This window comes from Rhizobium indigoferae (genome assembly GCF_034554815.1).
Lineage (GTDB): Bacteria > Pseudomonadota > Alphaproteobacteria > Rhizobiales > Rhizobiaceae > Rhizobium > Rhizobium leguminosarum.
In genome coordinates this window covers 1,166,632-1,181,794 of record NZ_CP140637.1, presented here as the reverse complement: position 1 = coordinate 1,181,794, position 15,163 = coordinate 1,166,632, and the positions used below count along the sequence as shown (strand labels likewise).

Genomic DNA, 15,163 nt, shown 5'->3' with positions numbered 1-15,163 from the left:
GTCATTGGATGCGGGCGAGCATCGGCTGTTAAGCCGACGCTTTGCTTGGTTGCGTCTGCAACTTTAAGTCCACGGGCGTGCGATCATTGGCCGCCTCCGTCACAGCACTTGCGAAAGGGTGACCCATGAACGCCAAATTGGCAGACCCGTCGAACAACCTTGCCGTCTCAGACGCGGTTCAAACAGGGCAAACGAAAGCGCAGAAGCGTATCGTGATTATTGGAGGCGGTTTCGCAGGGATCGCCGCGGCGCGCGCTTTAGAACGCGCCGATGCCGAGGTCGTGCTGATCGACCGGCGCAATCACCACATATTTCAACCGCTGCTCTATCAAGCGGCCACTGCGGTGCTTGCACCCTCGGAAATCGCAGCGCCGATCCGGCAGCTCGCCGTCAAGCAGAGAAATTTGACCGTGATGCTCGCGGAAGTGACCGGAGTTAGCCTGAGTTCACGAACGGTCGATGCCAGCTGCCCTGGCCTCGGCACTCGCAAGGTCCCGTTCGACCATCTCATTATCGCTACCGGCATGCGCCCAAGCTATTTCGGGCATGATGAGTTTGCCCGGTATGCGCCAGCTCTCAAGGACCTTAATGATGCGGAGACGATCCGAACAAAAATACTTTGCGCCTTTGAGCTCGCCGAAACGACCGATGACGCAAGCGAGCGCGCCCGGCAGATGACCTTCGTGTTGGTCGGCGCTGGTCCTACCGGAGTGGAACTGGCGGCATCGATGGCGCACATGGCTGCTGTTACGCTGCGCAAAAATTTCCGCCGTATTGATCCGGCGGATAGCACCATCATTCTACTCGAAGGCAGCAACCGAGTGCTTCCGACCTTCGCCGAGACCTTATCGAGGAAGGCAACGGCACGCCTCGAAAAGCTTGGCGTCAAGGTTATGACGGGCGTCAAGGTCGAAAAGGTCGATGAGCAAGGTGTGGTCGCCGGCGGCAAAAGAATCTCGAGCGCGACCGTCCTTTGGACCGCTGGGGTGGCTGCATCACCGATCGTGAAAATGTTCGGCGCGGACACCGATCGGGCCGGTCGCGTCATTGTTGGTCCGTGCCTGCAGGTCCCGGGTGTGCCGGATGTCTTCTTCGTGGGAGATGCAGCATCCGTCGTGCAGAACGGACGGCCGGTGCCTGGCGTCGCCCAGGCAGCAATCCAGCAAGGACGTTACGTGGGACGGCTGATCTGCAACCGGCTTAATGGGCGGGAGTCGAAGCGTCCGTTCCGATATTCCAACAAGGGCAACATGGCCGTGGTGGGCAGGAATTTTGCGATCCTCGAGGCCGGTCGTTTTCGAATGAGTGGATTCCTGACATGGCTGATATGGGCATTCATTCACATGGCCTCGCTTCCCCAGCTGCAGAATCGACTGCGGGTCGAGTTCCAATGGCTCTGGTCGTACTTCACCGGCCAACGCACGTCGCGCCTGATTTCCGAGCCGCCGAGGACAGCGGATTAGCGCGGCCTGCCGCTCACCCTCTAGACCAGGGCCGCCACCGCAATATCCGAGGATCACAAGGAATCTGCATCCATGAGTGTTTCAGGTCTGCCGTTCGACGATTTCCGTGCGCTGCTGCGCGATTTGCCGAGGCCGGACGCCCGGGCGCTGGTAGCCGCACGTAAGCGTGACGCGCAGCTGACCAAGCCGCCGGGCGCGCTCGGGCGCCTTGAAGAGATCGCCTTCTGGCTGGCGGCCTGGACGGGCAGGGCGCCCGCCGTCAGCCGGCCGCTGGTTCCGATCTTCGCCGCCAATTATGGTGTCGTGCGGCATGGCATCACGCCTCTTCCATCGTCGGTGACGCAGCAGATGGTGGAGAATTTTGCCGCCGGCGGTGCGGCCATCAACCAGATTTGCCTTTGCAGAAAATGTCTGCAGCCAGGAATTGAGCTGATCTCCAGGCGATTTTCGATCTTTGGGCGGCGACACGTAGGCTGTCGCACGGTGCACGAGGAATTGCGCACACGCGTACTCCCCGCCGCAGGTTTCTCCAAGAAGAAAGCCTCAGCTGAAGCCATAGTCCTGCCCGTACTCCATTTCAAGAAATCGCAATAAATCGTGCAGGAGATGACGATGGCACTCGCGACCGAAAACAAGCAAGCAAAGCCTTTACCCGCGCCGGATAGCGACTTCTATCACCTCATCGATGTCCTGACCGCCGATGAAGCGGCGATGGTCAAACAGGTGAGGGCCTATATGGAAACCCGGGTCCAGCCGATCATCAACAAGTATTGGGCAGAGGACGCCTTTCCCTTCGAACTTCTGCCCTCCTTTAAAGAATTGGGCCTGGGAGGCTTAGGATACGAAGGCTATGGCTGCGCCGGCGGGAGCCAGAAGCTTTTCGGCTTTGTCGCAATGGAATTGGCACGCGTCGACGCCTCGTTCTGCACATTCTTTGGCGTGCACAGCGGCTTGGCAATGGGTTCGATCTATCTCGACGGATCGGAAGAGCAGAAGCAGAAGTGGCTGCCGCCAATGGCGCGGTGGGAGAAGATCGGCTGCTTCGGCCTGACCGAGCCGCTGGTCGGTTCGGGCACAAGCGGCGGGCTGACCACCACTGCCAAGCGCGAGGGCGACACGTGGATGCTCAATGGCGAGAAGCGCTGGATTGGCAACGCAACGTGGTGTGATGTTTCCATCATCTGGGCGCGTGACCTCGCCGACAATCAGGTGAAGGGCTTCATCGTCGAGAACAAGACAACTCCTGGATTCAGTGTCGAGAAGATCGAGCACAAGATCGCGCTCAAGGTCGTTCAGAATGGCGTCATCACCTTAAAGGACGTCTGCGTGCCGGAAGCCAATCGGCTGCAGGGCGGCAATTCGTTCCGCGATACCGCTCGCGTGCTGCGCATGACGCGTTACATGGTTGGCTGGGCCTCGACCGGCATTCAAATGGGCGCATTCGAGGCCACGCTGAAATACACGCAGGAGCGATTGCAGTTCGGCAAACCGATCGCCTCGTTCCAGATGGTTCAGGATATCCTCGCCAAAATGCTCGCCAACGTGACGGCGTGCCAGTGCCTAATGCTTCGCCTGGCGCAGATGGACGACGAAGGCAAGCTTGCCGACCATCACGCCTCATTGGCAAAGGCATTTTGCACGGCAAAGTCACGCGAGACCGTTTCCTGGGGCCGCGAGCTGTTGGGCGGCAACGGCATCGTCGCCGATTATAACGTGGCACGCTTCTTTGCGGACGCCGAAGCACTCTACTCATACGAAGGCACGTACCAGATGCAGAATCTGATCGTCGGCAAGGCCATCACCGGGCTTGGCGCATTCGTGTGAGCCGCGGCGAGCCAGCGGTTCCGTCCCACCCTGGCTCGCCCTTCCTGATAGGAGATACGTCATCATGACTTCAGAAAGCATGGGCTTGATGCTCGCAAATGTCCTCTATGAGAAGAAGGGCAATATTGCCTATGTCACGGTCAATCGTCCGAACGTCCTAAACGCGCTGAATACTGCGACATGGACGGACTTGCGCAAGGCCTTCGAGGATGCCCGGGACGATGCCGTGATACGAGGCGTTGTCCTGACAGGCGCCGGGGACAAGGCTTTCATTGCGGGCGCCGATATCAGCGAACTTGCACAGGTAACGGCCTTCGACGCTGAGCAGTCCAGTCGTTTTGGACAGCACGTCCTCAATCTCATTGAAAACCTCGGCAAGCCGGTGGTCGCCGCGGTGAATGGCTTTGCGCTGGGTGGCGGTTGCGAAGCCGCGATGGCCTGCACCATCCGGATAGCAGTGGATTCCGCTCGGTTTGGCCAGCCGGAAGTCAAGCTTGGGTTGGTCCCGGGTGGTGGTGGAACGCAGCGTCTCCCGCGGCTGGTCGGCAAGGGGAGGGCGCTTCACCTGATCCTGTCAGGCGACATGATTGGTGCGCAGGAGGCGTACCGGATTGGGCTTGTCAACGAGATTGTTCCTGCCGGCGACTTGATCACACGTGCCGAGGCAATTCTGGGAACGATTGCCGCGAACGCTCCCATCGCCATTAGGCTTGCGCTTGAGGCCACACACAAGGGAATGGAAACGAGCCAGGATGGAGGACTGTTGCTCGAGGCCTCCTACTTCGGTCTGTGCGCTGCGACAGAAGACAAGAGAGAAGGCACGACCGCCTTCCTCGAGAAGCGCGCGCCGCAATTCGGTGGTCGATGAACCCCGATGGGGCCTGACAATTCGAGAAGGACAACCCATGACGAACGACAATATTTTCTCAGGTCTGAAGGTGGTGGATTTTGCGAGCTTCATCGCGGGTCCCGGTGCCGCCGTGATCCTCTCCGACTTCGGTGCCGACGTTATCAAGGTTGAGCCCCCCACCGGGGACACCTGGCGCATCGGCTACAAGATCCCCCCGCTGCCGCGCGCCCAGGATAATTATCCCTGGCACCTCAACAACCGCAACAAGCGCGGCATGACGCTCGATCTCAAATCCCCGGAGGCGCGACGCGTGCTCAGGCGCCTAGTGGAATGGGCGGATGTGCTGATCGTCAATACGCCCCATCCCGCGCGTGAAAAACTGAAGCTCGGCTATGAGGATGTCGCGCATTGGAATCCGCGCCTGATCTATGCCGACGTCACCGGTTATGGCGACCACGGACCGGACGCGCAGCTTCCGGGATTCGACATTACCTCCTATTGGGCGCGCAGCGGATTGCTGTCGTTGACGCGTGACGCCGGCGCGCCGCCGACGTTTCCCGTGTCGGGCAGCGGCGACCATGCGACGGCGGTCAGCCTCTATTCCGCGATCGTCACGGCTCTTTACCGGCGCGAACAAACGGGCAAGGGATCATATGTCACGACATCGCTTCTTGCGTGCGGGGTCTGGGCATGTGCCGTTCCCAATCAAGCTGCGCTTGTTGACGCGACCTTCTATCCCCTCCACGATCGCTCCAGTCCGCCCAACGCCACCCTGAACGTTTATAGGGCCGCAGACGACATCTGGTTCCTGATCGTCCTGACCCCCGATAAATGGCCTGCTTTGGCCGACGGCATCGGACGACCGGACCTGCTCACCGACGCACGCTTTGCCGATCCAGCCAAGCAGGCAGCGAATTCCGCCCAGTTGACGTCGATCCTGGACCAGATATTTGCAGCGCAGCCCATGGCGCATTGGCATGACATCTTTGAACAGGCTCACCTGACCTTCGGCGCCGTGCACTCCCCGTCCGAAGTGGTGAAGGATCCCCAGCTCAGGGCGAACGATATCGTCGTGCCGCTCGAGGGTGCCGGCGGCCATGTTCAATTCACGGTCAGCAGTCCCCTCAGCGTGCAAGGCGTTGCCAAGGTGCCGGCGCACCGGGCTCCAGAACTTGGCGAGCACAATGAGGAGATCCTCCTCGAGCTCGGCTTCGGGTCGCAGGAGATCGAAAGTCTCCAGGCCAGCGGAGCCGTTCCGACTGCGCGAGGACACGCCGCGTAGGGCGACCTCGGAAACTATCGCAATCATCGGTCGGATCGAGAATGGAAATGAACGACGTAATCGTTGCTGAATATTCCGAGGGAATCCTTCGTGTTGAATTGAAGCGCCCGGAAAAACGGAACGCGATGACGTCGAACATGTACCTGAAGCTCGCAGAGGTCTTCGACATTGCAGCCGGCGACGAGCGCATACGCACCGTCCTTTGGCATCGCGCCGCCACCAATGAAAAACACGGCGATGTGCCGTGCACACGATGATCAGATTTGTGAAAGGAAAAGCTATGAGTGAGCATTTCGCGACGAAGTCGAATCTCGGATCTGACCGGGCGAGTAGGAACGCACGGCTGTTCGTTCTGGAGGCGAGTGGTGGTCGCATTCACGCGATGAATGCGGATGGCTCCGACAACAAGGTCATTGTTTCCGGGTGTAGAATCCCGGATGGAATCGTGGTCGATGTCGAGGCGGGCCATATCTATTGGACCAATATGGGTGTGCCCGACCGCAATGACGGTACCATCGAGCGTGCCGATCTCGATGGAAGCAACCGCCAGGTAATCATCCCCCCCGGCGTCACATTCACGCCGAAGCAGATCCACCTCGAAAAGCGCAGCGGCAAGCTTTATTGGTGTGACCGTGAGGGCATGCGGGTGATGCGCGCCAATCTCGACGGCACGAATGTCGAGATCCTGGTGAAGACCGGCGAGGGGGAGGATGACCGTCGCGACGCCACGAAATGGTGCGTCGGGATTACCGTCGATCCCCAGCGCGGGCAGATTTACTGGACACAGAAAGGCCCAGACAATGCCAGCGTCGGCCGCATTTTTCGCGCCGGACTAGAGATACCAAAGGGCGAAAATCCCGTCGGCCGGACGGACATCGAACTGCTGTTCGACAACCTGCCGGAACCGATCGACCTTGAGCTCGCTCTGGAGGGCCGGGTCCTATACTGGACGGATCGCGGGAACCCGCCATTCGGAAATACGGTCAACCGCGCACTCGTCGATGTGCCGGCGGGCACTAGGCCTCAGATCGTCGTCAGCGACCTCATGGAAGCCATCGGCATCGCTCTCGACGTTCCGGGCGATCGGATGTTCATCACCGACCTTGCCGGCTCGGTCTATTCGGCAAGGCTCGATGGTTCCGAGAGGCGGGCGTTCCTCTTCGCCCAAGGCAACCTGACCGGCATTGCCTATGCTGAAATCCCCCAGAAGGAGAAATGACAATGGCTGGCAGCAAGCAGATCTCTCAAGTCGCAATCATCGGTACGGGTGTCATTGGTGCGAGCTGGGCGGCGCTATTCCTGGCGAAGGGTCTCGATGTCGTCGCGACGGACATAGCACCAAATGCGGAAGAGTCGCTCAGAAGCTTCGTCCATGCGGCCTGGCCAGCGCTCCAAAGGTTGGGACTTGTCCCCGGCGCCTCCCCGATGCGGCTGGTGTTTACACCGAGCGTGGAGGAAGCGGTAAAGAGCGCCGACCTCGTTCAGGAAAACGGTCCCGAGCGGATTGATTTCAAGCGGAAGCTCTACGCCCAGCTCGACGAACTGTTGCCATGGGATGTGATCATCGCATCGAGCTCCTCCGGCCTGACCATGAGCGAAATCCAGTCCGCCTGCGCATTTCATCCGGAAAGGTGCGTCATAGCACATCCGTTCAACCCACCCCATCTGGTCCCGCTGGTCGAGATCGTCGGCGGGGCAAAGACGTCAGAGGAGACGATCCGGCGCGCTTCGGAATTCTACACAACCCTCGGCAAGAAGACGGTCCGACTCCACAAGGAAGTGCCGGGGCATGTCGCCAACCGGCTGCAGGCCGCGCTCGCACGCGAGGTCTATCATCTGGTGGACGAGGGCGTCGTCAGCGTCGCCGATGTCGACACCGCGCTTAGCTGGGGCCCGGGACTTCGCTGGGGCATCATGGGGCAGGTCATGCTTAACCATCTCGGCGGCGGCCAGGGCGGCATGGAGCATTTCCTGCAGCAATTCACTGGTCCGATGACTGCCTGGTGGAAAGTCCTGGGTTCGCCGCAGCTGACACCGGAACTGCAGCAAAAGCTGATCGACGGTGTTCATGCGGAAGTGGGCTTTCGGTCGATCGACGATCTGGCCGCGGAACGGGACGAAGTTCTGCTTGGTCTTCTCGAATTGCGCGCAAGGGCTGAGGCTAAATCTTAGCTAGCTCAACAGAAATGTGTTTTCGTAAGGATGCAACGATGACTGGAAAACTCATGCAGGTCGTGAGTTCTGCGCACAGCTATCCGCTTCTCATAAAACAACTTTGGCATACGACCCTGCAACAGGCACCCGATCAAGTCATCGTCTATCGCGATATCGCGAGATTCACCTATCGGGAGCTTCGGGAGCGCATCGGTCGGCTCGCCTCCGCTCTGGAGAGGCTCGGCGTTGACGCCGGCGATACCGTCGGCGTGCTCGATTGGGACAGCAATCGCTTCCTCGAAGCTTATTTCGCGGTTCCCATGATGGGCGCCGTGTTGCAGACGGTAAATGTCCGTCTGTCGCCGGAACAGATCGCCTATACGATCGATCATGCGAACACCTCTGTGCTGCTCGTCAATGACGAGTTCGTGCCGATGCTGGAAGGCATCAGGCAGCAATTGCCCAAGATAAGGACGCTGATCGTGATGTCCGACCGGACGGTGCCGCAAACCGGCGGACTCACATTCGCCGGCGAATATGAGGATTTGTTGCGCGGCGCCTCGCCCGGCTATGACTTCCCGGACTTTGACGAAAACCGCCTGGCGACCACCTTCTACACGACCGGGACGTCAGGTCCGCCGAAAGGTGTCTCTTTCAGTCATCGGCAACTGGTTCTCCATTCGCTCGCCGAAATGGCTTTCCTCGGCGCCGCTGCAAAACAGGGCCGTCTCTGTCGCGACGACGTCTATATGCCGATCACGCCGATGTTTCATGCGCATGCCTGGGGGCTGCCGTGGACAGCGACGCTGTCCGGCGTCAAGCAGGTCTATCCAGGTCGCTACGACCCTGCCGTCCTGCTCAAGCTGATCAAGACTGAAGGCGTCACCTTCACCCATTGCGTTCCGACGATCCTGCAAAGGCTTCTTGCCGCCGCGGCGGCTGCCGACACCGACCTCACCGGCCTGAAGATGGTGATCGGAGGTTCGGAACTGCCGAAGGCGCTCGCCAGGCAGGCGCTTGCGCTTGGCGTGGACGTCTTCGCCGGCTATGGCATGTCGGAGAGCGCGCCGTTGCTCTGTCTGTCGCAGGTGCGGTCCGCCGACCTTTCCGGCGATCCTGAAGCGGAGGCGGAGATCCGGACCAGGGCCGGCCTGGCCGCGCCCCTGGTGGATCTGCGTCTGGTCGACGCGGGCCGGAACGAAGTGCCCCCGGATGGAAAGACGCAGGGCGAAATCGTCTTGCGTGCGCCGTGGCTTACACAAGGATACATCGGCAATGCCGACGCGTCCGACGAACTATGGGTCGGTGGCTACATGCGCACCGGCGATGTCGGCATCATCGGCCCGGACGGTTATCTTCGCATCGTCGACCGCATCAAGGATGTCATCAAGACCGGCGGCGAATGGGTGTCATCGCTGCAGATCGAGGACCTTCTTTCGCAGCGTGAGGGCGTTTCGGAAGCAGCAGTGATCGGCGTCAAGGACGAGCAGTGGGGCGAGCGGCCGTTGGCACTCGTCGTCAGGGACGAGCGGACGGGAAGGGACCTCACCGACACGCAGCTAAAGGCGCATCTCAAAGGTTTCGTGGAAGCCGGCGTGATTTCAAAATACGGAATCCCGGACACGATTCTATTCGTCGAAGCGCTCCCCAAAACGAGTGTCGGGAAGTTCAACAAGAACGAACTCAGACACCAATACGGCTCTGGCTGATCCGGGCTTGCTGGATGAGAGACTGCAAACTGAATCTCCCGGAAACACTGGCAAAGGGCTGCACGATCCTGGCGTCGAAGACGGTTGAGTCACGGTTCCGCCGGACGCCATTTTTCGTGCCCAGAGAGTGAGAGCGCATACCATTATGGTCAAATTTCAGCTATCAAACAGGCATTGTGAGGATGATAATCGGCAGCTGCCATGGGAACCTGCTGGATTATCGCCGGCTGGACTAGCAAGAAAGCGATCGACAGGGCGCGTTGCGCGCCGCGGAGGGCGTTTGCGATGAGTGAACAGCTGCAGTCTTCCACCGACATATCTGCGGAAGCCAGCGCAAGATCCAAACTTGCGCCAGGCGGCAATTCACCTGGCCCTCGGCCCTCGCGGGCCGCTGCACTCATCGTCATCTTGACGGTGGCGATAATTGTCGGGCTATCTCTCTGGTATCTCGTACAGCCTCAGCCTTTGCTGGTACAGGGCGAGGCGGATGCCACGCGCATCGACATCGCCGCCCGCGTCGACGGTCGTATTGGCGAACGACCTGTGGAGCGGGGACAGAACGTTGCCGCCAGCCAAGTTCTGGTGAGGATCGACAATCCTCAGATCCTGGCCAAGTTGAAACAAGCGGAAGCGGAGAAAGCGGTCGCCATCGGCGAACTTGCGCGCATTGATGCCGGCATCCGCAAGGAAATTGTTGCCCAACGCCAGGCAGCAATTGCATCCGCCCAGGCCAATCTGGTGCTTGCCCAGCAGACATATGACCGCACAAACGAACTCACCACCAAGGGAGTAGCGTCGACGCAGACGCTGAACGAAGCGACGGCGCAGCTCGACGTCGCCAGGCGCGGCCTCGAACAGGCAAAACTTGCATATGACGAAGCGATCGCTGGTTACACAAAGGAAGAGCGCGGCATCGCCCAGGCCGAAGTGGACAAAGCGGAGGCGGCGGTTGCCACGTTGAACACGCAGGTCGATGAAATGACCGTCAAGGCGCCGGTAGCCTCACAAGTCTACCAGATCGGCACCGAACTCGGCGAATACGTCTCGCCCGGAGTTCCACTTCTCTCGCTGGTCGACTTGAGCGACGTCTGGCTGAGCTTCGATCTGCGTGAGGATCTCGTGAAGAACCTGAAGGTCGGCGACAGGTTGGAGGTCCGCATTCCTGCCCTGGGGGACCGGGAGGTAGCCGTCGAAGTCAAGACCATTGCGACCCGTGGGGAATATTCCGGGTGGCGTGCCACCCGCGCCACCGGCGATTTCGATCTTCGCACATTCGAGGTACGCGCTTACCCGACCGAGACGATTCCAGAGCTTCGCCCCGGCATGAGCGCCTATCTGCAATGGGCCGGGAGCCGCTGATGCCAAGGCCTGTTGCGCCACGCCTGTTGAGCGTCGCCACGCGTGAGGTGGGCTGGATCTGGCGCGACCGCGTGGCCCTGTTGCTCGTGCTCGCGATCCCGCTCATCGCCTTCCTCATCCTGACCGCTACCTTCAGCAATGCCGTGGTGCGCGATCTGCGCGTTGACGTGGTCGACATGGACCATTCCGATACGTCGCTGCGCTTCATCCAGACCATCGACGCAGCGCCTTCCGTCGCGGTCACGCGCCGCTCGTCCGATCTTAACGGCGCGATGCATTCGATCCGTTCTGGATCGGCGATCGCGGCGGTCTTTATTCCCGAAAACTTCGAACGGGACATCCGCGCGTCAAAACGCCCTCAGATTGTGATTTTCTACAACAAGCAGTATTTCTCGCCAGGCAATATCGCGTCCGGTGGACTGCAGGCAGCGATCGCCGCGGCGACCGCTGCATTGCCGAGGCAACCGGGCGACGGTGGTGGATACCATCCGGGGCCGCTGGTCACGGAACAATACGTGCTCACCAATCCGGCGCTGAACTATGTCCAGTTTCTGCTACGGGCGATCTTGCCGACGGTGCTGCATGTGCTGACTGCCATCGCAGGCGGTTACGCCGTCGGTTCCGAGTTCAGTTCGCGCAACGTGCGGACGTGGCTGAACGTGGCAGGAGGCAGCCCGCTGACTGCCCTGGTCGGCAAGCTTGCGCCTTATTTCGGGATCTTCATTTTGATGATGGTTCTGGGCCTCGGCATCATCCACGGCCTCAACCAGATTCCCTTCCGTGGCGACGCGGTCCTCATGGGTGCTTCCGCCTGCTTGCTTGTTATTGCCTATCTGTCGCTCGGCGCCTTGCTGCAGCTGTTGGTCAGGAATCTGCCGCTGGGCCTGTCACTTACCGGCATCATCTGCTCGCCCGCTTTCGGGTTTGCCGGCGTGGGCTTTCCGGCTCTGGCCATGAACGGGTTCGCGCGCGTCTGGGGCAATATTCTGCCGTTGCGCTGGTATGTCCAGATCCTGTTCGACCAGGCAGCTCGTGGGGTTCCGGCCCATGATTCGGTAGGCGCCTTCATGGCGCTCGCCGCACTTGCGCTTGTCTATTTCCTGCTGTCCTGGTTGCGATTGATCGGAATCGCGCGCGGGCCCGATCGTGCGGCGAGGGCGGTAGCCCCACTAGCGCTATCACGGCCTGGCATCGGTGGGGCGTTCTCGGCGGAGTACATGCGAGTGATCAGTGATAGCTCCGTCTTTGGGCTCATCGTGCTCGCGCCGCTTATCTACGGCGTCTTCTATCCTCAGCCTTATCTTGGGCAATTGGTGCGCAAAATACCGGTCGCGGTGGTCGATAATGATTCCACAAACCTCAGCCGGACGCTGATCCAGATGCTTGATGCAGACGAGGCCACCCAGGTTGTGGCCCGTCCCGACACATTGGAGGCCGCGCAGGCAGCACTCGCCCGGCGTGAAGTCTTCGGCATCGTCGGCATTCCAGAAGGAACGCAAAGGGATGTTCTAAAGGGCGTCGGGGCCCGCTTGCCGATCTACGTCGATTCCGCTTATTTCCTTCTCTACAATCGCACGCTGCAGGGGATCACGGAGGCCGCCGCAACCGTCTCGGCGGATGTGGCGGCTGGCAGTGCTCGGGCGGACGGGAGTCTGTACCGAGCAGCCCTCGTCAGGGACTCGCCGGTCGAAATACTCAATCAACCGCTTTTCAATCCAACAGGCGGTTATGCCAGCTATGTCGTGCCGGCAGCCTTCATCCTCATTCTGCAGCAGACTCTCCTGATGGGTTCGGCAAGCCTTGGCGGCCTGGCTTTCGAGCAAGGCGGAACCTCCGCACGCCGCGGTCGGGGAAGACCCACGGCGGTTTTGGGTCAGGCGCTTGCACATTTGCTGCTCGTGCTGCCTGGTTTCGCGCTCTATCTGATAATTCTGCCGCGCATCTACGGCTTCTCGACAAACGGTCGATTCCTCAACATGCTCGCGCTCGCCATTCCGTTCATCCTGTCGGTAAGCTTCCTGGGCCAATTCGGCGGCTGCTGGTTCAAGCGCCGCGAGACGGCGGTGCTGCTCTTCATCGCCATTAGTCTGCCGCTGTTCTTCCAGGTCGGCGTTGCATGGCCGATCGAGGCGATCCCCAATGCCATACGTATCGCAAGCTACGTATTGCCGAGCACCTGGGCGATCGATGGTCTCGTGCGCATCAACCAGATGGGCGCGTCGCTTGTGGATGTGAGAAGCAACTGGCAGAGCCTTTGGATGCTCGCCATCGTGTATGCCGCGCTCGCCATGGCCTCGGCATGGTGGGCAACAAGGCGCAGTGGAGGCCAGGATGAAGCCTAGGACACTTTGTCAATTTGCCCTGCTCAGGCCACTCATGACGGCGTCGATCGTCCTGGCCGCTTTGGGCAGTGGCGCAGCCACCTTCTCCGGTGATAACGGAGATATGGCTGGGGCCGCCCCGGGCATGGTTCAGCGCACCGAAATCCGCATCGCGCCGGAGGTCGGGGGATGGCTCCAAAGCGTTGCCGTCCGGCCGGGACAGCATGTCAAAAGGGGCGACTTGCTGGCGAGCCTGGACAGTCCGGAACTGGCCGCAGCCCTCGGCGAGGCGAGGGCCGCCGCCGCCAGCGCCAAAGCCTCCCGGGATCACGTCTATGCCGGTGTCCGCTCGGAAGAGGTGGCCATCGTGGAGCAATCCGTGAAAACCGCCGAGGCGAACCTGTTGCTCGCCCAACAGCAAAACGCACGCGCTGTCTCCCTTGCGGCGAAGGGTTCCGGAAGCCGGCAATTGCTTGACGATACCACTGCGCAGCTCGGCAAGGCGCAAGCCGATCTCGATCTAAAGCGCGCGCAACTGACGGCGGCAAGCGCCGGACCCACGAGAGAGGAACTTGCGCTCGCCGACGCCAAGGTTGCGGCCGCCCAAGCGGCGGAAAATTATGCGCAGATCGCGTTCGACAGGACGATGCTGAAGGCTCCCATCGATGCTACCATCCTCATCCAGGCTGCCGAACTGGGAGAGGCCCTGACACCCGGCAAGCCGGTACTTACAATCGAGCCCGATGGACAGCGCTGGTTCGCATTTACGCTTCGCGAAGATATTCTCAAGGGTTTGGCAATTGGAAAGGCCGTCGCCCTGCAGACCAGCGATGGGCGCCGCGTTGACGCCCGCGTCACCGAACTGCGACCACTCGGCGAATTCGCCACATGGCGCGCCGCCCGAGCGGTGGGTGATCACGATCTCAACAGTGTTTGGCTGCGCCTCGACCCGACAGGTGACGCTCAGGGCCTAGAACCTGGAATGACTGTTTGGTTGGATTTAAAATAACGGAATCGCTTTCGTATTGCAGGCAAAATCTGCTTTTGCAGCTGGCCAGTCTAAAAGACCGTGTGAGCATGCCTGGCGCTCGCTGCCGTCACTGAGACCATGGCCTGCACCCGGTCGAGACTCGCACTAAGCCGCAATTGGAACCCTCACCATCCTCGTCTTCGACGCTGGGCCGGATAATTGCAACAGACCCCAAGTCCGGAACCGCCACGCTTTCGTGGCGGTCTGCCCTCGAACTCGATCCCATCTGGAAATATCTCCGCATAACCGCATTCGCCATCACTGCTCTCGACGGCTTTGTCTGACCGTCGTCAATGTTGCCGAGCGTAGACCCTTTCCGCACACGACAAGCGACCGTCGATTTTTTCCGTCCGCATGGGCAGTCCCCGGTGCCGCTCATCACACAGAATAACGGTTCATAACGCTTCTTAACAAGTAAATCGGTGGTCGTTTGGACCATGGTCTCCCGCGTTCGAATTTTGGCACGAGATAGCGGGGTTCTATATGGAAAGGCCATATGGCGAGGATATGGATGCTTCGTCTCCAGTCGAACTCGAGTTTAGTTCTCTGGCAAACAGCCTGGAACTCCTTCTTGAAGCCGCGAAAACTGCGCTCGATCATGATCATGAAGCGGCAAGGACATCGCTAACTGCTGCGTCGTTCATCCTCCAGTCGGAAATTGAGCGCCGTTCACGCGCCAGGGGTTCCACAGCAGGTGGATTGGCCCCCTGGCAGGTTGCTCAGGTCCGATCTTTTATCGATAGGAACCTACATCGGACCATTCACGCAAGTGACCTTAGTGCCGTCGCGCGGCGAAGCACAGCGCACTTCTCTCGCTCGTTTAAAATCGCGTTCGGAGAGTCGCCGCACGCCTACATTGTAAGGCGTCGACTTGAGGAAGCCTGTCGCCTGATGCTGACCAGCTCGGCGTCGCTGAGCGAAATCGCTCTGAGCGTGGGATTTACCGACCATTCACATTTGTGCAAGCACTTCAGGCAGGCCCTTGGCGAAAGTCCGTCTCACTGGCGGCGCGAACGTGTGATCCCGGGAACCGCCAATAGTTCCCACGAGCGCGACCCCTGCAATGCCACCTAAATCGGAATATCTGAGGTTTTGATTGACAGTCAATTTGGACAGATGCTTACTGCGCCAGACGGACGATGAGTCCGTCGCCCAGGTTTTGCCGGAGCCT

Annotated in this window: 12 protein-coding genes and 1 pseudogene; all 13 read left to right on the top strand. The window is 60.1% G+C overall.

Annotated elements, in window-relative coordinates:
* Positions 1 to 125 precede the first annotated feature (125 nt).
* Positions 126 to 1,463 carry an NAD(P)/FAD-dependent oxidoreductase gene (locus U5G49_RS32270; RefSeq protein WP_193443259.1) on the top strand — a complete coding sequence of 446 codons (1,338 nt, stop codon included), beginning with the start codon at positions 126 to 128 and terminating at the stop codon, positions 1,461 to 1,463.
* Between the two features lie 72 nt (positions 1,464 to 1,535).
* A pseudogene (locus tag U5G49_RS32265) lies at positions 1,536 to 1,862 on the top strand (nicotinate-nucleotide--dimethylbenzimidazole phosphoribosyltransferase); the annotation flags it as partial.
* 213 nt (positions 1,863 to 2,075) lie between these two features.
* On the top strand, positions 2,076 to 3,287 hold the full coding sequence (locus U5G49_RS32260; protein WP_246288798.1) for an acyl-CoA dehydrogenase family protein: 1,212 nt from the start codon (positions 2,076 to 2,078) through the stop codon (positions 3,285 to 3,287).
* A 64-nt stretch (positions 3,288 to 3,351) separates the two neighbouring features.
* The gene (locus U5G49_RS32255) at positions 3,352 to 4,155 is read left to right on the top strand and encodes an enoyl-CoA hydratase-related protein (protein ID WP_193443253.1); all 804 of its coding nucleotides are present in this window, start codon (positions 3,352 to 3,354) and stop codon (positions 4,153 to 4,155) included.
* A 37-nt stretch (positions 4,156 to 4,192) separates the two neighbouring features.
* A complete protein-coding gene (locus U5G49_RS32250; RefSeq protein WP_193443251.1) occupies positions 4,193 to 5,419 on the top strand; it encodes a CaiB/BaiF CoA transferase family protein in 1,227 nt (408 codons plus the stop codon).
* Between the two features lie 41 nt (positions 5,420 to 5,460).
* Positions 5,461 to 5,676, top strand: a complete 216-nt coding sequence (locus tag U5G49_RS32245) for a Clp protease/crotonase-like domain-containing protein (RefSeq protein ID WP_193443249.1) — start codon at positions 5,461 to 5,463, stop codon at positions 5,674 to 5,676.
* A gap of 23 nt (positions 5,677 to 5,699) precedes the next feature.
* Positions 5,700 to 6,638, top strand: a complete 939-nt coding sequence (locus tag U5G49_RS32240) for a 3-hydroxyacyl-CoA dehydrogenase (protein WP_193443247.1) — start codon at positions 5,700 to 5,702, stop codon at positions 6,636 to 6,638.
* A gap of 2 nt (positions 6,639 to 6,640) precedes the next feature.
* Positions 6,641 to 7,591: a 3-hydroxyacyl-CoA dehydrogenase NAD-binding domain-containing protein gene (locus U5G49_RS32235; RefSeq protein ID WP_193443244.1), complete on the top strand. Its 951-nt coding sequence runs from the start codon at positions 6,641 to 6,643 to the stop codon at positions 7,589 to 7,591.
* Positions 7,592 to 7,629: 38 nt separating this feature from the next.
* Complete coding sequence (locus U5G49_RS32230) at positions 7,630 to 9,282, top strand: fatty acid--CoA ligase (protein ID WP_193443242.1); 1,653 nt, start codon at positions 7,630 to 7,632, stop codon at positions 9,280 to 9,282.
* A 285-nt stretch (positions 9,283 to 9,567) separates the two neighbouring features.
* Complete coding sequence (locus U5G49_RS32225; protein ID WP_193443239.1) at positions 9,568 to 10,641, top strand: HlyD family secretion protein; 1,074 nt, start codon at positions 9,568 to 9,570, stop codon at positions 10,639 to 10,641.
* Positions 10,623 to 12,983 carry an ABC transporter permease gene (locus tag U5G49_RS32220; RefSeq protein WP_246288802.1) on the top strand — a complete coding sequence of 787 codons (2,361 nt, stop codon included), beginning with the start codon at positions 10,623 to 10,625 and terminating at the stop codon, positions 12,981 to 12,983. Before U5G49_RS32225 ends, U5G49_RS32220 begins: the two co-directional genes overlap by 19 nt.
* Entirely contained in the window at positions 12,973 to 13,971 is a 999-nt protein-coding gene (locus U5G49_RS32215; protein ID WP_193443237.1) for an HlyD family secretion protein, read from the top strand. The genes U5G49_RS32220 and U5G49_RS32215 overlap by 11 nt, the downstream gene beginning before the upstream one ends.
* 504 nt (positions 13,972 to 14,475) lie before the next feature.
* Positions 14,476 to 15,066 carry a helix-turn-helix domain-containing protein gene (locus U5G49_RS37210; RefSeq protein WP_193443235.1) on the top strand — a complete coding sequence of 197 codons (591 nt, stop codon included), beginning with the start codon at positions 14,476 to 14,478 and terminating at the stop codon, positions 15,064 to 15,066.
* Positions 15,067 to 15,163: the final 97 nt, after the last annotated feature.